Source organism: Actinoplanes sp. NBC_00393 (assembly GCF_036053395.1).
Classification (GTDB): domain Bacteria; phylum Actinomycetota; class Actinomycetes; order Mycobacteriales; family Micromonosporaceae; genus Actinoplanes.
In genome coordinates, this window is sequence record NZ_CP107942.1 from 11354556 (window position 1) to 11378171 (window position 23616).

Annotated in this window: 20 protein-coding genes; 16 read left to right on the forward strand and 4 right to left on the reverse strand. The window is 71.0% G+C overall.

Annotation, left to right across the window (positions count from 1 at the left end):
• Positions 1–153 precede the first annotated feature (153 nt).
• Together OHA21_RS52325 and abc-f are read left to right on the forward strand one after the other, a co-directional pair.
• On the forward strand, positions 154–2031 hold the full coding sequence (locus OHA21_RS52325; protein WP_328468648.1) for a protein kinase domain-containing protein: 1878 nt from the start codon (positions 154–156) through the stop codon (positions 2029–2031).
• Between the two features lie 108 nt (positions 2032–2139).
• Positions 2140–3831, forward strand: coding sequence for a ribosomal protection-like ABC-F family protein (gene abc-f / locus OHA21_RS52330; protein WP_328468650.1), 1692 nt, complete (start codon positions 2140–2142; stop codon positions 3829–3831).
• Here abc-f and OHA21_RS52335 read toward each other — a convergent pair.
• A complete protein-coding gene (locus tag OHA21_RS52335) occupies positions 3773–4216 on the reverse strand; it encodes a MarR family winged helix-turn-helix transcriptional regulator (protein ID WP_328468652.1) in 444 nt (147 codons plus the stop codon). The two genes, abc-f and OHA21_RS52335, sit on opposite strands and share 59 nt — an antisense overlap.
• Positions 4217–4247: 31 nt before the next feature.
• Between OHA21_RS52335 and OHA21_RS52340 the strand changes: the two genes are divergently transcribed.
• Genes OHA21_RS52340 through OHA21_RS52370 form a run of 7 tightly spaced genes read left to right on the forward strand, consistent with a single transcriptional unit; the run spans position 4248 to position 12453 of the window.
• Complete coding sequence (locus tag OHA21_RS52340; RefSeq protein ID WP_328468654.1) at positions 4248–5330, forward strand: bifunctional NAD(P)H-dependent oxidoreductase/GNAT family N-acetyltransferase; 1083 nt, start codon at positions 4248–4250, stop codon at positions 5328–5330.
• Between the two features lie 42 nt (positions 5331–5372).
• Complete coding sequence (locus OHA21_RS52345) at positions 5373–6422, forward strand: LacI family DNA-binding transcriptional regulator (RefSeq protein WP_328468656.1); 1050 nt, start codon at positions 5373–5375, stop codon at positions 6420–6422.
• The gene (locus tag OHA21_RS52350; protein ID WP_328468658.1) at positions 6419–7702 is read left to right on the forward strand and encodes an ABC transporter substrate-binding protein; all 1284 of its coding nucleotides are present in this window, start codon (positions 6419–6421) and stop codon (positions 7700–7702) included. The genes OHA21_RS52345 and OHA21_RS52350 overlap by 4 nt, the downstream gene beginning before the upstream one ends.
• Positions 7699–8577 (forward strand): carbohydrate ABC transporter permease, encoded by an 879-nt coding sequence (locus tag OHA21_RS52355; protein ID WP_328468660.1) that lies wholly within the window; start codon positions 7699–7701, stop codon positions 8575–8577. Before OHA21_RS52350 ends, OHA21_RS52355 begins: the two co-directional genes overlap by 4 nt.
• 1 nt (position 8578) lies before the next feature.
• On the forward strand, positions 8579–9406 hold the full coding sequence (locus tag OHA21_RS52360) for a carbohydrate ABC transporter permease (protein ID WP_328468663.1): 828 nt from the start codon (positions 8579–8581) through the stop codon (positions 9404–9406).
• 1 nt (position 9407) lies between these two features.
• Positions 9408–10574: a glycoside hydrolase family 130 protein gene (locus OHA21_RS52365; RefSeq protein ID WP_328468665.1), complete on the forward strand. Its 1167-nt coding sequence runs from the start codon at positions 9408–9410 to the stop codon at positions 10572–10574.
• Complete coding sequence (locus OHA21_RS52370) at positions 10489–12453, forward strand: hypothetical protein (protein WP_328468667.1); 1965 nt, start codon at positions 10489–10491, stop codon at positions 12451–12453. The genes OHA21_RS52365 and OHA21_RS52370 overlap by 86 nt, the downstream gene beginning before the upstream one ends.
• Before the next feature lie 5 nt (positions 12454–12458).
• Here the strand turns inward: OHA21_RS52370 and OHA21_RS52375 are convergent, their stop codons facing one another.
• Positions 12459–12944 (reverse strand): PPOX class F420-dependent oxidoreductase, encoded by a 486-nt coding sequence (locus OHA21_RS52375; RefSeq protein WP_328468669.1) that lies wholly within the window; start codon positions 12942–12944, stop codon positions 12459–12461.
• A gap of 156 nt (positions 12945–13100) precedes the next feature.
• Between OHA21_RS52375 and OHA21_RS52380 the strand changes: the two genes are divergently transcribed.
• Entirely contained in the window at positions 13101–13997 is an 897-nt protein-coding gene (locus tag OHA21_RS52380) for a calcium-binding protein (RefSeq protein WP_328468671.1), read from the forward strand.
• 26 nt (positions 13998–14023) lie between these two features.
• Here the strand turns inward: OHA21_RS52380 and OHA21_RS52385 are convergent, their stop codons facing one another.
• Positions 14024–15217, reverse strand: coding sequence for an FIST signal transduction protein (locus OHA21_RS52385; protein ID WP_328468673.1), 1194 nt, complete (start codon positions 15215–15217; stop codon positions 14024–14026).
• Between the two features lie 83 nt (positions 15218–15300).
• Here OHA21_RS52385 and OHA21_RS52390 point away from each other — a divergent pair, with 83 nt between their 5' ends.
• The 5 genes from OHA21_RS52390 to OHA21_RS52410 all read left to right on the forward strand — a co-directional run bounded on the left by OHA21_RS52390 (position 15301) and on the right by OHA21_RS52410 (position 21161).
• Complete coding sequence (locus OHA21_RS52390) at positions 15301–16071, forward strand: IclR family transcriptional regulator (RefSeq protein ID WP_328468675.1); 771 nt, start codon at positions 15301–15303, stop codon at positions 16069–16071.
• 65 nt (positions 16072–16136) lie between these two features.
• Positions 16137–17081 carry a PDR/VanB family oxidoreductase gene (locus tag OHA21_RS52395; protein ID WP_328468677.1) on the forward strand — a complete coding sequence of 315 codons (945 nt, stop codon included), beginning with the start codon at positions 16137–16139 and terminating at the stop codon, positions 17079–17081.
• Positions 17078–18265, forward strand: coding sequence for a cytochrome P450 (locus tag OHA21_RS52400; protein ID WP_328468679.1), 1188 nt, complete (start codon positions 17078–17080; stop codon positions 18263–18265). Before OHA21_RS52395 ends, OHA21_RS52400 begins: the two co-directional genes overlap by 4 nt.
• An 18-nt stretch (positions 18266–18283) precedes the next feature.
• Positions 18284–19183, forward strand: a complete 900-nt coding sequence (locus tag OHA21_RS52405) for a LysR family transcriptional regulator (RefSeq protein WP_328468681.1) — start codon at positions 18284–18286, stop codon at positions 19181–19183.
• Positions 19184–19313: 130 nt separating this feature from the next.
• Positions 19314–21161: an adenylyl cyclase gene (locus OHA21_RS52410; protein WP_328468683.1), complete on the forward strand. Its 1848-nt coding sequence runs from the start codon at positions 19314–19316 to the stop codon at positions 21159–21161.
• Here OHA21_RS52410 and OHA21_RS52415 read toward each other — a convergent pair.
• Positions 21151–22143: a LacI family DNA-binding transcriptional regulator gene (locus OHA21_RS52415; protein WP_328468684.1), complete on the reverse strand. Its 993-nt coding sequence runs from the start codon at positions 22141–22143 to the stop codon at positions 21151–21153. The genes OHA21_RS52410 and OHA21_RS52415 overlap by 11 nt on opposite strands.
• Before the next feature lie 140 nt (positions 22144–22283).
• Between OHA21_RS52415 and OHA21_RS52420 the strand changes: the two genes are divergently transcribed.
• The gene (locus OHA21_RS52420; protein WP_328468686.1) at positions 22284–23579 is read left to right on the forward strand and encodes an ABC transporter substrate-binding protein; all 1296 of its coding nucleotides are present in this window, start codon (positions 22284–22286) and stop codon (positions 23577–23579) included.
• Positions 23580–23616 lie beyond the last annotated feature (37 nt).

A 23616-nucleotide genomic window follows, 5' to 3' on the forward strand; every position in this document is an offset into this window, starting at 1 on the left:
GGCCTGCCGACGGGTGCGGGTGGCGTCCTGACGAGCAGGAACAGGGATCGAAGGTGTGCTAGCTTCTGGCTCGCGCAAGGAGACGGGGGAAGAGCCAGTGTGCACAGCTGTGAGGGTCGGCGTTCGCGCCGGCCGGCACTGCTCGGGGGCGGCATGACGGGGGCGGGGCAGGCTCTGCGGCCGGGTGATCCGCTCCGGGTCGGGCCCTACCAGCTGATCGGCCGGCTCGGTGAAGGCGGCATGGGCTGTGTCTACCTGGCGACCGACCCGTCCGACCGCAAGGTCGCGGTCAAGATCATTCGGGCTGATCTGGCGCACCAGCACGAGTTCCGCAGCCGGTTCCGCAGCGAGGTGCAGCGGGCCCGGGAGGTGCCGCCGTTCTGTACGGCCGAGGTGCTCGACGCCGATCCCGATCACGAGACGCCGTACCTGGTGGTCGAGTATGTCGACGGGCCCAGCCTGGCCGCGGTCGTCGCGGAGCAGGGGCCGCTCACCCCGGGCAACCTGCACGGCGTGGCGATCGGGGTGGCCACCGCGCTGACCGCGATCCACGGCGCCGGGGTGATCCACCGGGACCTCAAGCCCAGCAACGTGCTGCTGGCGCCGGGCAGCCCGAAGGTGATCGACTTCGGCATCGCCCGCGCGGCGCAGGCTGTCGACGGTCCGACGCGTACCGATCAGATGGTCGGCACCGTCACCTACATGGCGCCGGAGCGGCTGGAACCGGGACCCCGGCAGCAGGTCACGCCGGCGGCTGACATCTTCGCCTGGGGCGCCGTCGTCGCGTACGCCGGCACCGGACGGACCCCGTTCGCCGCCGACATGCCGCACATCGTCGCGGTGCGCATCCTCACCGGTGAGCCGGACCTCGACGGACTGGCCGAACCGCTGCGCGGCCTGGTCGAGCAGACTCTGGCGAAGGATCCGGCGCAGCGGCCGTCCGCGCGGGAGGTGCTGGATCGGCTGCTCACCATGACGCCGCACCGGGCCGGCAGCCCGGCCGCGGTCCTGGACCGGCAGCCTGCACTGCGCGAGGCGGTCGCCGAGGCGCGGGCCGCCACTGACATGCACCCGGTCCCGGACCCGGCGGACCTGGGCGTGGTGACGACCCGGCTGCCCGCCCGAAGCCCGGGCCCGGCGCCGGCCCGGCAGTCCGGCCAAAGCTCGGCACCGACTCGGCTGCCTGCTCAGAGCCCGGTGCCGCCCACCCGCCCGCACGTCCTGGGCCAGGCCGCACCGGTGCAGGCTCCGGCCGTACCGATGCCTCCGGTGGCGACCACCTATGTGCCGCACCGGCCCTCGAAGCGTCCCTGGACACGGATGCTCGCGCCGGTTTTCGCCGCTGTCGCGGTGCTGGCTCTGGTGCTGCTCGCCGGCGTGGTCTATGGCGAGATCCGGCTGCCAGGGACGAGCGACAGCGACACCGCGGCCGGCGCGGACACGACCGGGCCCCCACCAGGCGGCTCCGAGCCGCTGCTCCAGGATGCTCTCGCCACGGACGAGAGCAATTGGACCTTCGACGAGAACAAGGTCGAGAAGGTCACCTGCGAGATCGACGGGGGACTCGTCGTGAAGAAGGGGAAGGCGGGGACCTTCCGCTGCCCGGGCACGCGCCGCATCTTCAGCGACTTCGCCGCCACCGTGAAGGTGACGCTGCACAACCCGGCCAGTTGTGCCGGCATCTGGCTGCGGTTCGAGCAGCACGCCGGCCTTCCCGGTGACGGCGGCTACCTGGTGCAGATCTGTGCCCAGGAGACCGCGCTGCTGCTGCACGGTGTCCCGGAATCGGGCGATCTGAAGAAGCTGCAGACCTTCCGGCATCCCACCCCGGCCGAGGTCGGCACGCCGGTGACGGTGGGTATCACCGCCAAGGGCGAGCAATTGACGCTGACCCGCGACGGCGAGCAGACCGGGCAGTGGGACGGGGCGACGTACGAGTCGGGCCGTTTCGTGCTCGGTATCGCCGCCAGAGCGTCCGCCGAGCCGCCCTTCCGGGTCTCCTTCCGGGATCTGCAGATCAACCCGGCGTGACGTACGAGACGGTACGTCTCGTCTTGACCAGCGTAGTGAGTCCGGGCTAGCGTCACTGTCGTAACGAGACGGACCGTCTCGTCTCGCTAGCTCCGGGAGGACGCTCACATGCGTATCGGCCATCCCTCATCCGACACCCAGCTCGTCCTGTCCGGAGTCACCAAGCGATACGACGACCAAATCGTGCTGAACGAGATCTCGCTCACGGTCAAGCCCGGCGAGAAGGTCGGCGTGATCGGCGACAACGGCTCCGGCAAGTCCACTCTGCTGCGCCTGCTGGCCGGGCGCACCGAGCCCAGCAACGGCTCGGTCACCGTCGTGGCGCCCGGCGGGGTCGGCTATCTGGCGCAGACCCTGCAGCTGCCGGACACCGCGCTCGTCGGCGACGCCGTCGACGTCGCGCTGGCCGACCTGCGGGACCTGGAGTCCCGGATCCGGCGCGCCGAGCTCCGGCTCGGTGATGCCACCCCCGCCGAGCTGGCCGTTCATGCCGACCTGATCGCCCGGTTCGAGGCCCGCGACGGATATCTCGCCGACCACCGGGTCGACATCATGCTCGCCGCGCTCGGCCTGCCCGGGCTGGACCGCCGGCGGCCGCTGGGCACCCTGTCCGGCGGGCAGCGGTCCCGGCTCGCGCTGGCTGCGACCCTGGCCGCGGCCCCCGAGGTGCTGCTCCTCGACGAACCGACCAACGACCTGGACGACGAAGCCGTCGCCTGGCTGGAGGACCACCTGCGCAACCACCGGGGGACCCTGGTCGTGGTCACCCACGACCGGATCTTCCTGGACCGGGTCACCTCGACCATCGTGGAGGTGGACCACGACCGGCGTACGGTGTGCCGCTACGGCAACGGCTACCGCGGGTTCGTGGCCGCCAAGGCGGCGGCCAGAGCCCGCTGGGCACGCGAGTATGAGCAGTGGCGCGCCGACGTCGCCCGCCACGAGCAGCTGGCCGATTCCCACGCGCACCGCCTGGCTGCCATTCCGCGCAAAGCGCCGGCTGCGTTCAGTGGGGCGGGCGCGTTCCGTGCCAGGTCGCGGGCGCACGGGGCGATGAGCCGGATCCGCGGCGCCCGTGAGCAGCTGCGGCGGTTGCAGGCGGACCCGGTTCCGCCGCCGCCGAGCCCGTTGCGGTTCACCGCCCACCTCGCCGACAGCGCGACTGCGGGCCCGTTGGTGGAGCTGGCGGACGTACGGGTCGGCGACCGCCTGCACGTCGAGTCGCTGCGGGTCGAACCGGGCGCCCGGCTGCTGGTCACCGGCCCCAACGGAGCCGGCAAGACCACGCTGCTGCGCGTGCTGGCCGGCGAGCTGGAACCCGACACGGGCACAGTCCGCAGGCCGGCGCGTGTCGGTCACCTGCGTCAGCAGGACGGCTTGGGGTCGGGCCCGGGCACCGTCCTGGAGGCGTTCGCGGCGGGCCGGCCGGGCGATCCGGCCGACCACGCCGACGCGCTGCTCGTGCTGGGGCTGTTCCGCGCCGACCGGCTCACCGCGCCGGTCAGCAGTCTCTCGCCCGGTCTGCGCCGCCGCATCGAGCTGGCCCGCCTGGTCAGCGAACCGGCCGATCTGCTGCTGCTGGACGAGCCGACCAACCACCTGTCCCCGGACCTGATGGACGACCTGGAGGAGGCGCTGAGCGACTATCCCGGCTCGCTCGTCGTCGTGACGCACGACCGGCGTCTGCGGGCCGCTTTCACCGGGGCCCACCTGGAGTTGAACCCGGGCCGGCGGGACCCGGTCAGTTCACTTCGAGGTGCCGGGCTATCCGCTCGACGGCGCGGAGATCTTCCGGGGTGAGCCGGTCGATGAAGTGGTGCCGGACCGACTCCACGTGGGCCGGTGCGGCGTTGTCGAGAGTGGCCAGACCCTCCGCGGTGAGGACGAGAAGGCAGCCACGGCCGTCGGCCGGGTCGGGCTCGCGGCGCAGGAGGCCGCGCGCTTCCATCCGGGTGGCGTGCCGGGACAGCCGGCTGCGGGACCAGCCCATCTTGTCGGCCTGCGCCCCCAGGGTGCTGGTGTGGCCGGGCTGCTCCGACAGGGTGCTCAGCACCTCGTAGTCGGCGTCGGAGAGGCCGAGCGCGGCCAGGTCGCGGGCCGTGCCGGTCTGCACGGCGACCATCACCCGCAGGAAGGCACGCCATGCCTTCTCCTCGTCGGGGTTCAGCCAGCGCGTCGTTGACATGTAAACAACCTAGCATCTAGCCTTCGTTTCCATGTCAACGAAACCGGTCCGCATCCTGGTGATCATGTGCAGCACCCGTCCCGGCGCCCTCGGCCCGGCGGTGGGGGAGTGGCTGATCGAGGCGATCACTCCTCGTGCCGCGGAGTTGGGCGCGGAGCTCGTACCGATCGCTCTCAGTGATCTGGATCTGCCCTTCCTGGATGAGGAGGAGCATCCGTCGTCGGGGATGTACCGGCAGGAGCACACCCGCAGGTGGAGTGCGATCGTGGACGCGGCGGACGGATTCATCGCCGTCACTCCGGAATACAACTACGGGATGCCGGCGGCGCTGAAGAACGCGCTGGACTATCTCAGTCGTGAATGGGCGTGGAAGCCGATCGGCTTCGTCAGTTACGGCCACACGTCGGCGGGCACCCGGTCGGTTCAGCACGCCAAGCAGGTGGTCACCACCCTGCGCCTGGTTCCGCTAGGCGCGACGGTCGCGCTGCGCATCGGCGACGCTGTCCACGATGGCCGGGTACGCCCGGACGCCCTCCGTGACCAGGCGGGCATCGGTCTGCTCGACGAACTGGTCCGCGTGTCCCAGGCCCTGCGGCCGATGCGAGAAGCCGCGCGAAGCGAAGCCGGACCGCTGCCGGGGTCCTACGTGAGGCAGCTGACCAGCGACGACGCGCCGGAGGTCACGGTGCTGCAGCGGTGCTGCTGGGTGGAGGAGGCCGTCGTCAACGAGACCATGGCCATTCCGGCCCTGCACGAGTCCCTGGAGGAGGTGCGTGATTGGCTGGCGAGCTGGCACACCATCGGCCTCTGGCGGGACGGCCGGCTGCTGGGCATGGTGCGGGCCCGCCGCGTCGGCGCCGACTGGCACGTGGGCCGGCTCGCCGTCGTGCCCGACCTGCGAGGGAGGGGTCTGGGCCGCTGGCTGCTCCGCACCGCCGAAGCCGCCGCCCCGCCGGACTGCCGCCGCATCCTGCTGTTCACCGGCGCCAAGAGCCTGCGCAACATCGACCTCTACCACAGCGAGGGCTACCGGTCGGTGCCCTCCGCCGATGACGACGGAATCGTTCGCCTCGAGCGTCGCTTTCCGTTTGCGGGGGTGTCCAAACCGGTTTAGGTTGACGTTCAAACCGGTTTAGCAACCGCCGGGAGGTCAACGATGACCAGGCCGGAACGCCCGACGATCAGTGATGTCGCACGCGCCGCCGGGGTGTCCAAAGGGTCCGTGTCGTTCGTGCTCAACGGACGGCCGGGCATCGCCGAGGGCACCCGGCAGCGGATCCTGGACGCCGCCCGCAGCCTCGGCTGGACACCGAGCCACCAGGCCCGCGCGCTGTCGGTCTCGCGCGCGTTCGCCGTCGGGCTGGTCCTGGCCCGCCCACCCGAGCTGCTCGGCGCCGACCCGTTCTTTCCCGCCTTCATCGCCGGCGTCGAGCGGACCCTGTCCGAGCGCGGGCAGGCACTCGTGCTGCAGGTGGTGCCGGACGCCGCCGCCGAGGAGGACGGTTACCGGCAGCTGGCCGGCGCCGGCCGGGTGGACGGGGTGTTCCTGCTCGACCTGCGGGTCGCCGACCCGCGGATCGCGCTGCTGCGGGAGCTCGGGATGCCGGCGGTCACGATCGCCCGTCCCGACGTGCCCAGCGACTTCCCGGCGCTGCTGGTCGACGACCGGCCGGGCATCGCCGCCGCGGTCCGCCACCTGGTCGAGCTGGGGCACCGGCGGATCGCGCACGTCGCCGGCCCGGCCCGGTTCCTGCACGGCTCAGTGCGCCGCCAGGCGTGGGAACAAGCGCTCGCCGACGCCGGCCTGCCCGCCGCCGATGTCGTGGCGGCCGACTTCACGGCGGCCGGTGGCGCGCAGGCCACCCGAGCACTGCTGGAAGCCGCCGAACGTCCCACGGCGATCGTCTATGCCAACGATCTGATGGCCATCGCCGGGCTGTCCGTGGCGCTGGAGCACGGCATCGCCGTGCCGGCGCAGCTGTCCGTCACCGGTTTCGACAACACCGAGCTGGCCGGGTACGTCTCCCCGCCGCTCACCAGTGTCCGCACCGACCCGTACCACTGGGGCCGGTCGGCCGCCGAGGCCCTGCTCGCCCTGATCGCCGGGGAGACCGTCGACGACGTCGCCGTTCCCGCTGCTCAGCTCGTCGTCCGGGCCTCCACCGCACCCCCACCTCCCGCCGGACGATCATCGGAGGAGAAATGAAACGCACGCTCCCGGCAGTCCTCGTGTCCCTGACTCTCGTGCTCGCCGCCGGCTGCGACGGCAGCGGCGGTGGCGACGCCGAGAAGGCGAACGCCGCCACCGGCCCGATCACCATCTGGCTCTCCAACAACCAGGAGGAACTGGCCTGGGGCAAGGCCATGGTCGAGGCGTGGAACGGCGCACACGCCGACCAGACGATCACCGCGCAGGAGATCCCGGCCGGCAAGAGCTCGGAGGAGGTGATCGGCGCCGCGATCACCGCCGGCAACGCCCCGTGCCTGATCTTCAACACCGCGCCGGCCGCGGTGCCGCAGTTCCAGAAGCAGGGCGGTCTGGTCGCGCTGGACGAGTTCGACGGCGGCGCGCAGTACGTCACCGAGCGCACCGGCGACGCCGCGGAGCAGTACAAGTCGCCGGACGGCAAGTTCTACCAGCTGCCGTGGAAGTCCAACCCGGTCATGATCTTCTACAACAAGGAGATCTTCACCAAGGCCGGTCTGGACGCGGAGAAGCCCGCGCTGTCCACCTACGACGAGTTCCTGACCGCCGCCCGCAAGATCAAGTCGTCCGGCGCCGCGCCGGCCGCGATCTACCCGTCGCCGGCCGCCGACTTCTTCCAGTCCTGGTTCGACTTCTATCCGCTGTTCGCCGCCGAGACCGGCAAGCAGCTCGTCGAGGACAGCAAGGCGCAGTTCAACAGTCCCGAGGGGGAGCAGGTCGCGGCGTTCTGGAAGACCCTGTACGACGAAGGGCTGGCGCCGAAGGAGCCGTACAACGGCGACTCGTTCGCCGACGAGAAGGCGGCCATGGCGATCGTCGGCCCGTGGGCGATCGCGGTCTACGGCGACAAGGTGAAGTGGGGCGCGGTGCCGGTGCCCACCTCGGCGGGCAAGCCGGCCGACCAGATCACCACGTTCAGCGACGCGAAGAACGTGGCGATGTACAGCGCCTGCCAGAACCGGGCGACCGCCTGGGAGGTGCTGAAGTTCGCCACCAGCAAGGAGCAGGACGGTGAGCTGCTGAGCAGGACCGGGCAGATGCCGTTGCGTGCCGATCTGGCGGCCGCGTACCCGGACTACTTCGCGAAGAACCCCGCCTACCAGCAGTTCGCCGACCTCGCCGGCCGGACCGTGGAGGTCCCGAACGTGCCGAACTCGGTCGCGATCTGGCAGGCCTTCCGGGACGCGTACACGGCATCGGTGATCTTCGGCAAGGAGCCCGTGCCGGACGCCTTCAACAACGCCGCGCAGAAGGTGGACCAGCTGGCCAGCGGCTCATGAAGACGGCCGTCCTCGGCCGCCACCCGGTCGGCATGATCCTGGCCGCACCGTACGCCGTGTACCTCGCGGTGATCTTCGCCTACCCGTTCGGGTTCGCGATCTGGATGAGCTTCCACGACTACTTCTTCGCCGCGCCCGGCGCGATCGTCGAGCACCCGTTCATCGGCCTGGACAACTACCGGGCGGTGCTCACCGACCCGGGCGTGCGCCAGGCGTTCGGCAACATCGGCGTCTTCCTGGTCATCAACGTGCCGTTGACCACCGGCCTGGCGCTGCTGCTGGCGGTCGCCCTGAACAAGGCCGTGCACGCCCGCACGTTCCTGCGGGTCGCCTTCTACGTCCCGTACGTGACGGCCAGCGTCGCCGTCGTCGGTGTCTGGCTGTTCCTGTTCAACTCCGAGGGCCTGGTCAACACCGTGCTCGGCCCGCTCGCGCCGGACCCGTCCTGGCTGGTCAACGAGAGTCTCGCGATGCCGGTGATTGCGCTGTTCGTGACCTGGAAACAGCTCGGGTTCTTCATCCTGCTCTACCTGGCCGCCCTGCAGAACGTGTCCAAGGAGCTCTACGAGTCGGCGTCGGTCGACGGCGCCGGCGCGTGGAGCCGGTTCTGGTCGGTGACCGTGCCCGCGGTCCGCCCGGCGACCGCGCTCGTGGTGATCCTGGCGCTGATCACCGGCGCCAACCTGTTCACCGAGCCGTACCTGCTGACCGGCAATGGCGGCCCGAACGGCTCGTCCGCGTCCCCGGTGCTGGTCATGTACCAGCGCGGCCTGCAGCAGGGCGAACCCGACTTCGCCGCCGCCCTGGGCGTGCTGCTGGTCATCGGCGTACTGATCGTCGCCTTCATCAACCGCCGGCTGATCGAGAGGGACTGACATGCGAGGGCCCGCAGTGCTGCGCTATGTCGTGCTGTTCGCCGGCGCGCTGGCGTTCCTGTTCCCCTTCTACTACATGCTGATCGGCTCGTTGCAGGCCGAGCCGGACACCACGGTGCGCGGCGCGTTCCCCACCTCCGGGCTGACCCTGGACAACTATGCCGACATCAACTCGCGGGTCGACCTGCTCGGCTCGCTGGTCAACTCGGGCATCTTCACCGGCGGCGTGCTGCTCGGCACGGTCGTGTTCGGGGTGCTCGCCGGATACGCCCTCGCCCGGCTGCGGTTCCGTGGCGGCGGCACCCTTTTCGTCCTGGTCCTGCTGGTCCAGGTGATCCCGTTCCAGCTGCTGCTGATCCCGCTCTACGTGTTGATCGTGCGCGGCTACGGCCTGGCCGACTCGTACCTCGGCATGATCCTGCCGTTCGCGATCAACACGACGGCGGTGTTCATCTTCCGCCAGTTCTTCCTGCAACTGCCCGACGACCTGTTCTCCGCCGCCCGCCTGGACGGCGCCGGCGAGGTGCGGATCCTGTGGTCGGTCGCGTTGCCGCTGGTCAAGCCCGCGCTGCTGACCGCGGTGCTGCTGACCTTCATCGGGCCGTGGAACGAGTTCCTGTGGCCGTTCCTGATCACCAAACAGGCCGACATGCAGCCACTCGCGGTCTCTCTCGCGAACTACCTCAGCAATGTGGCGTCGCGGGCCGCCAACCCGTTCGGCGCGATCCTCGCCGGGGCCTGCGTGCTGGCCGCCCCGGCGGTCGCGTTGTTCATCGCCTTCCAGCGCCAGTTCGTCTCCAGCGACCTCAGTTCGGGGGTGAAAGGCTGACATGCCGATCAAAACCCATGTTCCGTACGCGCTGACCCGCCTCGGCACAGTGATGACACCCGACCCCGGCGACCCCCTCGAATCCGAAGGCGTACTCAATCCGGCGAGTGGGCGAACCCCGGACGGGCGGCTGCACCTGCTGCCGCGGCTGGTCGCGGCCGGCAACGTCTCCCGGGTCGGGCTGGCCGAGGTCGAACTGCGCGACGGCGTACCCGTCGGGGTGCACCGCCGCGGTGTCGTGCTCGCGCCGGACGAAGGCTGGGAGCGCGGCCTGGCCAACGCCGGCGTCGAGGACCCGCGCACCACCTGGGTGCCGGCGCTGGGCCGGCACCTGATGACCTACGTCGCCTACGGGCCGCTCGGCCCGCGTCTGGCCCTGGCCGTCTCCACCGACCTGCAGTCGTGGCAGCGGCTCGGCCCGGTCCACTTCGCCTACCAGCCCGATCTCGACACCGACCTCAACCTGTTCCCCAACAAGGACGCGGTGTTCTTCGCCGAACCGGTGCCCGGACCCGACGGCCGGCCCAGCTACGCGATGCTGCACCGCCCGATGTGGGACCTCAGCTGGGTCCGCACCGGCGAGGGCGTGCACCTGCCGGCCGGGATCACCGACGAGCGGGCCGGCATCTGGATCTCCTACGTGCCGGCCGACGAGGTGCAGGCCGACATCACCGCGCTGGTCCGGCTGCGGCAGCACCGCTGCGTCGCGCTGTCCGAATACGACTACGAGGAACTCAAGATCGGTGCCGGCCCGCCGCCGCTGCGGGTGCCCGAGGGCTGGCTGCTCATCCACCACGGCGTCACCGGCTATGTCCCGCCCGGCTGGGACCCGACCGGCCAGGACGTCCGCTACGCCGCCGGGGCCATGCTGCTCGACCCGGGCGACCCGGGCCGGGTCCTGGCCCGCACCGCCGAACCCATCCTCGCCCCGCAGACCGAGGACGAGCATCACGGCACCGTGCCCAACGTTGTCTTCCCCACCGCGATCGAGCAGGTCGACGGCGTCCACTACGTCTTCTACGGCATGGCGGACACCCGGATCGGCGTCGCGCGGCTGGACCGGCTCACCGAAGGAGAACGCGATGAGACGTCGTTCCGTCCTGTTCGGCAGCGGCCTCGCCCTGACAGCTCCGCTGCTGACCCCCAGCCCGGCCTCGGCCTCCCGTGAGCCGCTGACCAACCTCGCCCACCTGGATTTCCTCGGCGAACAGGTCAGCCCGCCCGCGCAGGAGGGCCACACCACCTACCGGCTCGCCTCAGCACCCGCGGTCGGGATGCTCTGGACCTACGCCGAACCGAACCCGGACGGCACCTACCGCCGGATCGGTGGCGGCGCCTACGATCCCGCGACCGACACGTATGGGCAGGGCGCCTACAACGCCGACGACGTCGCCCGCGCCGCCGTGGTCTACCTGCGGCACTGGCGGCAGACCGGCGCCGCGAGCAGCCGGAAGGCGTCCTACGAGCTGCTGCGCGGCCTGACCTATCTGCAGACCGCGACCGGCCCGAACGCCGGCAACGTGGTCCTGTGGATGCAGCCGGACGGCACGCTCAACCCCAGCGCCGACCCGCCGGAACTGCCCGACCCGTCCGACAGCGGACCGTCCTACTGGCTGGCCCGCACGGTCTGGGCGCTCGGCGAGGGCTACGCGGCCTGGCGGTCTTCCGACCGCGATTTCGCGGCCTTCCTGCGGCAACGGCTCGATCTCGCGATTGCCGCCCTGCAACGTCAAACCCTGATCCGGTACGGCGAACAGCTGCACATCGACGGCGAACGGGCGCCCGCGTGGCTGATCGTGGACGGGGCGGACGCCACTGCCGAGGCGGTGCTCGGGCTCAGCGCGTACGCCGAAGTGGGTGGAACGAGCGCAGCCCGGCGCGCGTTGCGGCAGTTCGCCGAGGGCATCGCCGCGCTCTCCGACGGCGGCGTGCGCGAGTGGCCGTTCGGCGCGCTACGCCCGTGGGCACTGTCGTTGTCGCTGTGGCACGCGTGGGGATCGCAGATGCCGGCGGCGCTCGCCCGCGCCGGCCAGGTCCTCGGCGACCCTGCCCTGGTCCGACCGGCGATCACCGACTCGGCGGTCTTCACGCCGTGGCTGCTCACCTCCGGCGGCCCGGACAACGGCCGGCTGCCCACCCGCACCGACCGCACCCAGATCGCCTACGGGGTCGACTCGCGGCTGCAGTCGCTGCTCGCGGTCGCCGACGCGACCGGCCGGACCGGTTTCCGCAGGCTCGCCGGGATCGTCGCCGCCTGGTATTTCGGGGCGAACCCGGCCGGGGTGCCCGCCTACGATCCGGCGACCGGGCGCACCATCGACGGGATCGCCGGGGACGGCACGGTCAACCGGAACTCCGGCGCCGAGTCGACCATCCACGGGCTGCTGAGCATGCTGGCGCTCGACGCGGCACCGGACGTGATCGTCCGCGGTCGCATCGTGGACCGCGCCGGGTCGGTCACGGTGGAGGCCGAGCAGGGCGAACTCGGTGGTGGCGCCGCTGTGGTGACGCCGCCGTCGGCGTGGACGGGGGAGTCGTCGTTCAGTGGCGCCTATGTCCGGATGCCGGCCGGTGGCCGCATCCGCTGGCGGTTGCCGGCTTCCGACCAGCCGCGGCTGGTGCTTCCGGTCGCCGACCTGCAGCCGGGCAGCGCGGCGGTCACCCACTGGTCGTCGCTGGGGGTGGTGCGGCACGGTGACATCGGTGCGCAGGGTGCTTCACCGGCCCCCGGGGCGTTGCTGCCGGTGACAGTGGGGGAGATCGCGTCCGGGCGTACCGATCTCGTCGCCACCGCGACCGGTGGCGAGGCCGTGCTGGATGCGGTGATGCTCGAGCCGCTGGTGTCGCGGTTGGTGATCGGCGGAGCCGGACACGAGACGACGCTGCTGCGCAGCGCCGCACGCACCCCACGAACCGTGAGCGTTCCCGGCCCGGCGGTGATCGAGACCTACGACGCGGCAGGGATCCGGCGTGGCCGGGTCACCGCTGCCGGTGCGAACGCGCGGGCCTTGGTGCTGCCCGGCGGCTTCACACTGATCCGCGGGTGACACGGTCAGCCTTTGACGGGGCCGTCCAGGGCGGTCCCGTGCAGGCGCGACACCTTCAGCCTGATCACCACGCGCCGGTCCGCCACCATCTGCGCGAGGAACGCCGCCTCGTCCGCGGGGTTGCCGAGACCGCCGGCCATGGCCAGCAGTTCCCGGCCGGTCGCGTCGCCGGGGTCCGTGCTGGGCTCCGACACGTGTGCCTCGCCTTCCGCGACGGCGTACGAGAAGACGGTCTCGCCCTGCACGTGCAGGGTGGCGCGCGGGTCGCGGCGCAGGTGAGTGACCTTGATGCGCCCCTCGGCCGAGGAGAACCGGATGACCCGCTCCTCGGCGTCCCAGGTGAAGACCATCGAGGCCAGGTGCGGGTGGCCGTCGCGTTTGACGGTCGCCAGCACGCCGAACGGCTGCCGGCCGAGGATCTCGAGCACTTCGTCGTCGGTGAGGGGGCGGGCGCTGGGTCCTTGGCCGGGGCCGTAGGTGCTGTCACTCATGTAAGGGACATTAGCAGATAGTCCGCAACGAGATAATATGCTGCCGCCCGTCGTCAATGCGGCTCTGTCGGATCTCATGATGCGGGCGGGGGAGCGCGCTCCTACGGTGCTGGCACCGCATCGGCCCGACCGGGCCGTCACGAGGGGAGCGGAAGCATGAGATCGAGATCAATCGCCAGATCGGTGGTGACCGGGCTGGTCGTCGCCGGGGCGGCCGTCGCGGCGGGCAGCACCCCGGCGCAGGCCGCCGGGGACGGCGTGGTGCGCGTCGTGGGCACCCAGCTGCGGTATGCCGCGCTCGACGACGTCCAGAACGCCATCAAGATCAACCAGGCCGCGGAGTACGTCTACGTCGAGGACCTGGCCGGCCTGCAACCCGGCAACGGCTGCGAGCACTTCATGGCCAACACCAACGTCGTCCGATGTTCCGCGGCCGGAATCACGGACCTCCTGATCCGCACCTACGCCGGTCGCGACCAGGTCAGTAACAACGCCACCGTTCCGTCCCACCTGTATCTGGGGGACGGCGACGACCGGGTGTACGGCAGTCCCGCCGCCGACACCATGCACGGCGGCAACGGCGTCGACTACCTGTACGGCAACGGGTCGGCCGACGTCCTGTACGGCAACGCCGGCGCGGACCGGCTCTTCGGCGGCCTCGACAACGACGAGCTGCACGGCGGCACCGGCCGGGACCGGCTCTCCGGCCACGGCGGCGACGACCGGGTCTTCGGCGACCAGCAGGCCGACGACCTGTACGGCGGCGACGGGCTGGACGAGGTGAACGGCGGCGACGGCGACGACCACGTGTACGGCGAGAACGACAACGACACGGTCCGCGGCGACGCGGGCGACGACCACGCGTACGGCGGTGAGGCCGACGACCAGGTCTACGGCGGCGACGGCAACGACGAGCTGCACGGCGACAACGGTCGCGACCGGGTCTACGGCGAGAACGGCGACGACTACCTGAACGGCGGCAACGGCCTGAACGTGCTCAACGGCGGCCCGGGCAACGACGAATGCGCGGTCGGCGCGGAGGACACCTGCTGAGTTGTGGCGACAGCTCGCGGCCGCCGTCAGGCGACCGCGAGCGTCACGACCGTCAGGTAGTGCATGCCGCGTGAGCCCCGGGTGCGTGCGAACTCGCCGTACGTGTAGAAACCGGCCATCGGCACTCCGGGGATCGTCTTCTCCATGGCGGCGATCTCCTGCTCGATCCCGGCGGAACCCAGCCTGGCCTTGCGGACTCCGCAGTCGAACACCAGAACACCGGCCGGCTGGGCTCCGTCGATCGCTTCGATCGCCTGGCGGCACGACTCCGCGCCCGCCGAGATCAGCGCGTCCTCCTCGGTGACCATCTCCCACACCAGCGCGCCCTGCGGCACCTCGGCGATGAACACCAGCGAGCCGTCGTCCGGGACGGCGGCGTGCGCGATGCGGATGTCCTCGCCGGTGCGCCGCGACAGCCCGAGCGGTTTCGCGAAGGCGGCGTCCTGGAACGCCTGGGCGTCGACGGCGAGCGAGCGGTCGGCGTTGATGCGCTTGAGGTAGACGTCGAGAGCCGGTGCCTCGTCGAGCTCGTACAGCCGGCCGCCGTCGCTGCGCGTCACGACCATCGGCTCGCCCTGCTTCTGCCAGCCGTGGGCGATGCCGATGCCGATCTTGGCGTCGGAGCCGAGGCCCACGCCGACGACCGCGTCGGTCAGCACCTCCACACCGTTCTGGTCACCCAGGAACTGGTGGGTGCCGCTGAACTTCATGTCATCGCCGGCACACCCACCGACCAGCGGCAGCACCGCGCTCACCACCGTGTACGCGCCGCGCACCACCTCGTGCTGCACCCCGGAGAGCCCGTCGCACAGCAGCAGGCCGGCGCGGTGCTCCCGGGTCAGACCCGCCACTCCGGCCACGGCGTCGGCGCCGGCCTCCTGCGGGTTCGCCGCGACGCCCCGCCCGACGGCGGTGCGCACCTCCAGCCCCGCGCCGCCGAGAGCCGTCACGACGACCCCGGCCTCGGCGGTGCCCGGCCCGGACACGATCCCGCCGGTGGTCGTACAGCCGACGATGGCGCCGTTCTCGCCCGCCTCACCGCGGACGCCGTCCAACAGCCGGTCGAAGTCGTACTTCGTCGAGCAGAACACGATCAGCAGGCTGGGATCCCGCCCGGCGACCGCCTGCGCCGCAGCGGCCTTGCCGGCAGTCGCCGCGTCGTCACTCGAACTGTGCCCCACACCCATCCAGCGCGACGGATCGCCGGTCCGACTCTGCATACACCCCTCTTCGGCAGCCGGCCGCGGGTGCTGAGCCGCTGTCTCCGCGGGCAGCCGTGGGGGTCGTCTGTCACGATGGCGCGGTGCAGTCGGAGCAGCAGCCGCGCGGTGAGCCGGTGCTGGCCCGCGCCGTGCGGATTCTGGGGGCGTTCACGCCGGAGGATCCGGAGCTGTCGGTGTCGGAGGTCGGCCGGCGCGCCCGGCTGCACGTCGCCACCGCGTCGCGGCTGATCGCGGCGATGGTTGAGCAGGGCCTGCTGGCGCGCACCACAACAGGCCGGGTGCGGATCGGGGTGCGCCTGTGGGAGCTGGCGCAGCGGGCCTCGCCGACGCTGGGGCTGCGGGAGATCGCCATGCCGTTCCTGGAGGATCTGCACGCCGTCATCGGCCACCACGTGCAGATGGGCGTGCTGGACGGCGCTGAGGTGCTGTTCGTCGAACGGTTGTCGGCCCGCGACGCGGTGATCAACGTGACCCGGATCGCCGGGCGGCTGCCCCTGTACGCGTCCTCGACCGGACTCGTCCTGCTCGCCTGGTCACCGCCTGACCTGCAGGAACAGGTGATCGCGGGCCCGCTGCCGGGCTTCACGCCGGCCACCATCACCACCCCGGCCCGGTTGCGGAGCACGCTGGCCGGGATCCGCAGGCAGGGCTACGTGATCTGCGAGGGGCACATCCACGCCGACGCCACCGGGGTGGCGGTGCCGGTGCGTTCGGGCCCGGATCCCGCGGCCGCGGTGGTGGCCGGGTTGTCGGTGATCGTGCCGAACGACGGCCGGGCGTCATCGCTGGTGCCGGCGTTGCAGGCGGCGGCCCGGGGCATCGCCCGCCGCAATTCATCTCTCGTTCAGTGAGAAGGCCGCTGTTGAAGCTGTGACCGGAGTCGCATTCTGGCGACCTCATGTCACAGGAGGTTCACGTGGCGGAAACACGAACCCTGCGCGTCATCGGCAAGGAGCCGGTCGCCGACGGCGTGGTCGCGCTGACCCTGGCCGACCCGAACGGCGCCCGGCTGCCGGACTGGACGCCCGGCGCCCACATCGACCTGATCCTCTCGAACGGGCTGGTGCGGCAGTATTCACTCTGCGGCGACCGTTGGGACGCTCACGCGTACAAGATCGCGGTTCTCCGGGAGACCGGCGGCCGCGGCGGATCCGCGTACATCCATGATGCTCTTGATCTTGGTGAGGCCGTCGACCTCGGCGGCCCGCGCAACAACTTTCCGCTGGTCCCTGCCGAGCGCTATCTGTTCATCGCCGGCGGCATCGGGATCACCCCGCTGCTGCCGATGATCGCCCAGGCCGATCTGCTCGGCGCGGACTGGCAGCTGCTCTACGGCGGCAGGCGCGAGGCGAGCCTCGCTTTCGGTCAAGATCTTGCGGGGTACGCCGACCGCGTCCACCTTCGACCCGAGGACCGGCACGGGCTGCTCGACCTGCCCACCTTCCTCGCCGGCTGGCAACCCGGAACCCGCGTCTACTGCTGCGGCCCGGCCCCGCTGCTGGCCGCCGTCGAGCAGGCCTGCGCCGCACTGCCGCCGCACACCCTGCGTACCGAACGTTTCGTCGCCGCCACGCTGACCACCCCGGCCCGCAGCACACCGTTCGAGATCGAACTTGCCCGGTCGAAGACCGTACTGACCGTGCCCGCCGACTCCTCGGTCCTCGACGTGCTCACCGCGGCCGGCGCCGACGTGCTCTCCTCCTGCCGCCAGGGCGTCTGCGGCACCTGCGAGATCACCGTCCTCGCCGGCGAACCGGACCACCGCGACAGCGTCCTCGACGACACCGAACGCGCCGCCGGCACCTGCATGTTCGCCTGTGTCTCCCGTTCCCGCTCCGACCGTCTGGTGGTCGACCTGTGAAACCGCCCGTCTCCCACGCCGATCCGTTCGACCACGACAACCTCGAGGACCCCGGCCCGCTGCACCAGAGCCTGCGCGAGGCCGGCCCGGTCGTGCATCTGAGTCGCTACGACACGTACGCCCTGGCCCGCTACGAGCACGTGCATGCGGCGCTCACCGACTGGCAGCGGTTCCAGTCCGCCGCCGGGGTCGGACTGAGCAACTTCCGGTACGAGAAACCGTGGCGCCCGCCGAGCCTGCTGCTGGAAGCCGACCCGCCACAGCACGACGCCCCACGCCGAGTCCTGTCCACGATCGTCGGCCCGCGGGCGCTGCACCGGCTGCGCGAACAGTGGGCGGTGAACGCCGCCGACCTGGTCGGCCGGGTTTTGTCCAAAGGTGACGTGGTCGACGCGGTGCCGGCGCTGGCCGAGGCGTTCCCGCTGCGGGTCTTCCCCGACGCCGTCGGCATCCCCGCGGACGGCCGGGAGAACCTGCTGCCGTACGGCGACCACCTGTTCAACGCGTTCGGCCCGCCCAACGACCTGGTCGCCGCCGGAGCCGGCCGGATCGCCGACCTGTCGGCCTGGGTGAACGCGCAATGCGCCCGCGACATGCTCGACCCGGACGGCTTCGGCGCGGCCATCTGGGCCGCCGCCGACCGCGGCGAACTCACCCCCGAGCAGGCCCCGCTGGTGGTCCGCTCACTGTTGTCGGCCGGCGTGGACACCACTGTGCACGGACTGTCCGCGGTCCTCTACGCCTTCGCCACCCACCCTCGCGAGTGGCAGCGCCTGCGGGAGCAGCCGTCACTGGCCAGGGTCGCCTTCGACGAGGCAGTCCGGTGGGAGTCGCCGGTGCAGACGTTCTTCCGTACCGCCACGCGTGACGTCAGCGTGGGCGAGACAGTAATCCCGGACGGCGCGAAGATCCTGATGTTCCTCGGCGCCGCCAACCGCGACCCGCGCCGCTGGCCCGACCCGGACCGTTTCGACCTGACCCGCGACCCGTCCGGGCACGTCGGCTTCGGCATGGGCCTGCACCAGTGCGTCGGCCAGCACATCGCCCGCCTGGAAGCCGAATCCCTGCTCACCGCCCTGGCCCGACGGGTGTCGCGGATCGAGCTCGCCGGCCCGGTGGCCCGCCATCACAACAACACGCTGCGCGCCTGGCGCAGCATTCCCGTCCGCCTGCACCCGGAATGAGAACGGAGTGGTCCGGCGATGGCCCGCCATGTCGACCTCAACATGCTGACCGCTCTGGACGCGTTGCTCACCGAGTGCAGCGTCACCCGGGCCGCCGAGCGGCTGCAGATCAGCCAGCCCGCGATGAGCTCGGCCCTGGCCCGGCTCCGCCGGCACTTCGGCGACGACCTGCTCACCCGGGCCGGGCACAGCTACCAGCTCACCCCGCTCGCGGCCCGGCTGGCGGCGCCGACCGCCCACGTGGTCGCGGCCGCCGACCAGGTGCTCAGCGCCCAGCCCGACTTCGACCCGGCTCTGTCGCGGCGCACCTTCACCGTGATCATGTCCGACTACGCCCTGACGGTCCTCGGCGCCGCCGTCGCCGCGCTGATCGACAAGCAGGCGCCCCACGTGCGGCTGCACGTCCAGCCGACCACCCGGCGCAATGTCGACGAGGCCGCTGACGAACTGCGAGAGGTCGACCTGCTGGTGCTGCCGCACGGCATCGTCACCGGGTTGCCGCACCGCAATCTGTACCAGGACGAGTGGGCCTGCCTGGTCGACGCGGCCGCGGATGCCGAGCTGACCGCCGAGGACCTGGCGCACCGGTCGTGGGTGCTGACCTACCACGACGGGACGGCGATCACCACGGCCGCCCGTGAGCTGCGTACCCACGGCATCGACCTGGACGCGCGGCTGGTCGTGGAGAGCTACACCGTGCTGCCGGCCTTGATCGCGGGGACGGATCGCGTCGCCCTCGTGCAACGGCAGCTCGGCGCCGCCATGGCCGAGACCGGCCGGGTACGGATGGTGGACTGCCCGTTCCCGACGGCGCCGGTCGTCGAAGCGATGTGGTGGCATCCGGGCCACGAGAACGACCCGGCCCACCGATGGCTGCGCCGGTGCTTCGCCGACGCGGCCATCCAGGTCCAGCAATGAACGCCATGACCACGGCCTATTAACACGCCGGATACACCGCATAAACAATCTCGTCTTCTCGGGTTCCCGGCCTCTCGGGCACGGTGACGGCACCCCGCGCGCCGTCCCACGCGAAACAGAGGAGACACCCTTGCGAACACGCACGTACCTCGCCGTCCTCGCCGTAGCCGGCGCCTGGGCCCTTGCCGGCCCGAGCTCGTCCGGATGGGCCGCGGCCGCTCCCGACTTCGGGCCGAGCGTCAAGATCTTCAACCCGAGCACGCCGGTCGCCGAGATCAACTCGTACCTGCGGAGCATCTCGGCCGAGCCGGAGTTCAGCACCAACCGGCACGCGGTGTACTTCAAGCCCGGCACCTACGGCAGCACCGCCGACATCGTCAACAGCGAGGTCGGCTACTACACCGCGATCGCCGGACTGGGCGCCTCGCCCACCAGTGTCAAGATCAACGGCGCGCTGCACTCCGAGCCGCGCCAGAACGCCGACGGGTCCTCCGACGGCTTGACGAACTTCTACCGCTCGCTGGCCAACATCTCGATCAATCCCATCCAGCGGCCGGTGGGCGCGGACGCGGAGCGGGTCAGGCCGGAGGGTGTCGCGCCGGCACGCACCATGCGCTGGGCGACCTCTCAGGCGTCCTCGCTGCGCCGGGTCGACATCCAGGGCAATCTGGATCTCAACGGCGCGTACGGCGCCACCCTCTTCGGCACCACGATGGCCGACAGCCGGATCACCGGCAACGTCAACAGCGGCGGCGATGCAGGACCCGGCCAGGCGCAGTACTACGTGCGCGACAGCCAGATCGGCAGCTGGAGCGGCGGCTCGGCCAACCTGGTCTTCTCCGGCGTCAAGGGGGCGCCGGCGAGCGACCTGACCGGCCGTGGCATCACCACACTGGCCACCACCCCGACGTCCCGGCCCGCTCCGTTCCTGACCGTGAGCGGCGACGCCTACGCGGTGTTCGTGCCGACGGCGCGCACCAACGCCTCCGGGGTGGACTGGGCGACCGACGGCACCGCCGGCACCAGCATTCCGATCTCCCGGTTCCACATCGCCAAGGCGGGCGCCGACACCGCCGCGACGATCAACAGGGCGCTGGCCGCAGGCAAGCACCTCATCCTCACTCCCGGCATCTACCGCCTCGACGGTCCCGTCAAGGTGACCCGGGCCGACACGGTCGTCATGGGCATGGGCTACGCGACCCTGGCGCCCACCGGCGGACAGGCCGCGATCGAGGTCGGCGACGTCAAGGGCGTCGTCATCTCCAGCCTGCTGGTCGACGCCGGCCCCGGCACCGACGTCCTGGTCAAGGTGGGCACCGGTAAGGCCAGGAACATCGGTGACGCGACGAACCCGACGACGCTCAGCGACCTGTTCGTCCGGATCGGCGGCGCCCAGGCCGGTTCCGCCAGGATCGCCCTGCAGGTCGACCAGAGCCGGGTCATCCTCGACGACAACTGGCTCTGGCGCGCCGACCACGGCAGCGGGGCCGGCTGGACGAGCAACACCAGCGACACCGGGCTGGTCGTCAACGGCACGGACGTGACCGCCCTCGGCCTGTTCGTCGAGCATCACCAGAAGAACCAGGTCGTCTGGAACGGTGAGCGCGGCAGGACGGTCTTCTACCAGAGCGAGTTCCCGTACGACCCGCCGAGCCAGGCCGCCTGGATGGACGGAACCAGGGAGGGATACGCCTCCTACAAGGTGTCGCCCGGCGTGACGACCCACTCGGCCACCGGCACCGCGATCTACACGCTGTTCCTCGACTCCACGTTCGCCGGCGCGCCGGCGCACGCCTGGACCTCCATCGAGGCGCCCCGGCGCGCCAGCGTCCAGTTCAGGTCGCTGACGACCGCGGTCATCGCTTTCGGGGGCGGTATCCGGGCCATCGTCAACAACACCGGCGCGGCCGTGGATTCGACCCGGCCCAACCAGGTCGTCCCCGGCTTCACGGCCTCGGCCCGGCTGATCACGGGCTGACGCCACTGGACTGCCGGACCACCAGGTCGGGCTGGAACACCACCTGCCGATGCCGGTGCTGCCCGGGTGAGTCGATCTCCTCGAACAACAGCTCGGCGGCGACCCGGCCCAGCTCGGCGCGCGGCTGCCGTACCGATGTCAGCGGTACGGCAGCCGCGGCCGCGTACTCGATGTCGTCGTAGCCGACGATCGCCAGATCGTCGGGAACCCGCAGACCGAGCCGGGTGACCGCCTGCAGCAACCCCAGGGCGAGCAGATCGTTGGCGCAGAACACCGCCTGCGCGGATCGGCCGGCGATCTCCGCTGCCGCCGCACGCCCTTCGGCCACGCTGACCGTCCGGGTCTCGATGACCTCGATCGTCGCGCCGGCAGCCTCCGCGGCCTGCCGGGCGCCGGCGAGCCGGGCCGCTGCCTGCGGCATCGACAACGGGCCTCCCACGTACGCCAACCGCCGATACCCCTGCTCGACGAGGTGCCGCACAGCGAGCCCGCCGCCGGTGTGATCGTCGACGGACACGCAGCACAGCCCGTGCCGTCCGGTGCCCCGGTCCAGCAGCGTCACCGGCGTGCCGCGCCGCACCAGATCGTCGATCGCGCCGCCCGCCTGGTGCACCGGACTGACCAGCACACCCTGGACGCGCTGCGTCTCGAGCCGCCCGAAGTAGCCTTCTTCCCGCTCCACCGACTCGCCGCTGTTGTAGAGCATCACCACCACGTCGCGCTCGTCGGCGACCTGTTCGGCGCCCCGGGCGACGTCGGCGAAGAACGGATTGGTGACGTCCGGGACGATCAGGCCGATGGTGCGGCTGCGCCCGGCCGCCAGCGACCTGGCCGCCTCGTTGGGCAGATAGCCGAGCTCGGTGATCGCGGCGAGGACCCGGTCCCGGGTCTTGACGGCCACCGCCTCGGGCCGGTTGAGCACGTTGCTGACCGTGCCGACCGACACGCCCGCGTGGGCGGCGACATCCTCGATTCTCGCCATGGGCAGAGGGTATGTCAGACGCTTCAATGAACGCGGTGTATCCAACCCGTCAATAGCGAGTATCAGGATGACGTTATTGACGCTCCAGGGCCCCGACTCGAGGCTTTAGACGCTTCAAATAAGTCGTCGAGGAGGACCCTGTGGCACCCATAACTCGTCCCGCCCGCATCGCGGCGGCGCTCAGCGCACTCGCGCTCACCCTCACCACCGCGGCCTGCGGCGGAGGTGACGACAACGGTTCCGGCAGCACGTCGGCGAAGAACTTCAGCTTCCTCGCCATCAACGAGAACACCACCGTCCCGGCGACACTGACCACGCTCAGCCAGAAGGAGTGCGCCACCCAGAACACGGCGCAGCCCTTGGAGATCAAGAAGCAGGCGCAGGCGAGCCTCGACCAGCAGTTGCAGCTGCTCGCCGGCCAGGGCGCCCTGCCGCAGACCTTCATCGCCGCGAACGCGCCGGCGCTGACCAAGCAGCTCGCCGGCAACGGCTCGATTCTCGACACCGCCACGGTGGCCGCCGGCGTGCTGCCCGCCGCGTCCTCGACCATCAAGTCGCTCTACGACGGCAAGCAGCTCGTCCTGCCGACCGAGCTGAACATCGAGGGCATCTGGTTCAACAAGAAGCTGCTCGCCGACAACGGCATCGCCACCCCCGCCACCTGGGAAGACCTCGTGGCGGCGTTCGCCAAGCTGCAGGGCGCCGGCGTCCAGCCGATCTCGCAGGCCGGCAAGGGCGGCGACGGCTGGGGCGTCACCCGCTGGGTCGGCAACTACCTGCTGCGCCAGCAGGGCCCGGACGCGCTGAAGAAGGTCGCCGACGGCCAGGCCAAGCTCACCGACCCGCAGTACGTCGCCGCCGCGCAGGCCATCGCCGACCTCGGCAAGGCCGGCTACTTCGGCAAGTCGCCCACCTCGATCGACTACGCCACCGCGCTCAACACCTTCCTGTCCGGCAAGGCCGCGTTCATCTACATGGGCTCCTGGGCGCTGTCGGACTTCAACGACGACACCAAGAACAAGATCGGCGCCGACAACATCGGCTTCCTCAAGTTCCCGGCCGTCGCCGGCGGCTCGGGTACGGCCGACCAGATGCCCGCCAACGTCGGCACCGCCGTCGCGGTGTCCAGGAAGGCCTACGACAACGACCCGAACACCCAGGCCTGGGTCAAGTGCATCGTCGAGAACTACGGCACGGTCGCGCTGCGCGACTCCAGCCAGATCACCGGCTTCGCCACCGACGGCAGCGTCCAGGTTCCCGCGCTGACCAAGCAGATCCAGGACGAGATCGGCAAGGTGCAGACCAGCGTCCTGTGGTTCGAGGCGTACTTCTCCGCCAAGGCCACCACGGTCAGCCAGAGCAACGGCGGCCTGCTCGCCGCGGGCCAGCTGACCGGCGACAAGTTCATGCAGACCGTCAGCACCAACCTGAGCTGATCACCCTCTCGCGGCGGCCCCGGCCACGGTCGGGGTC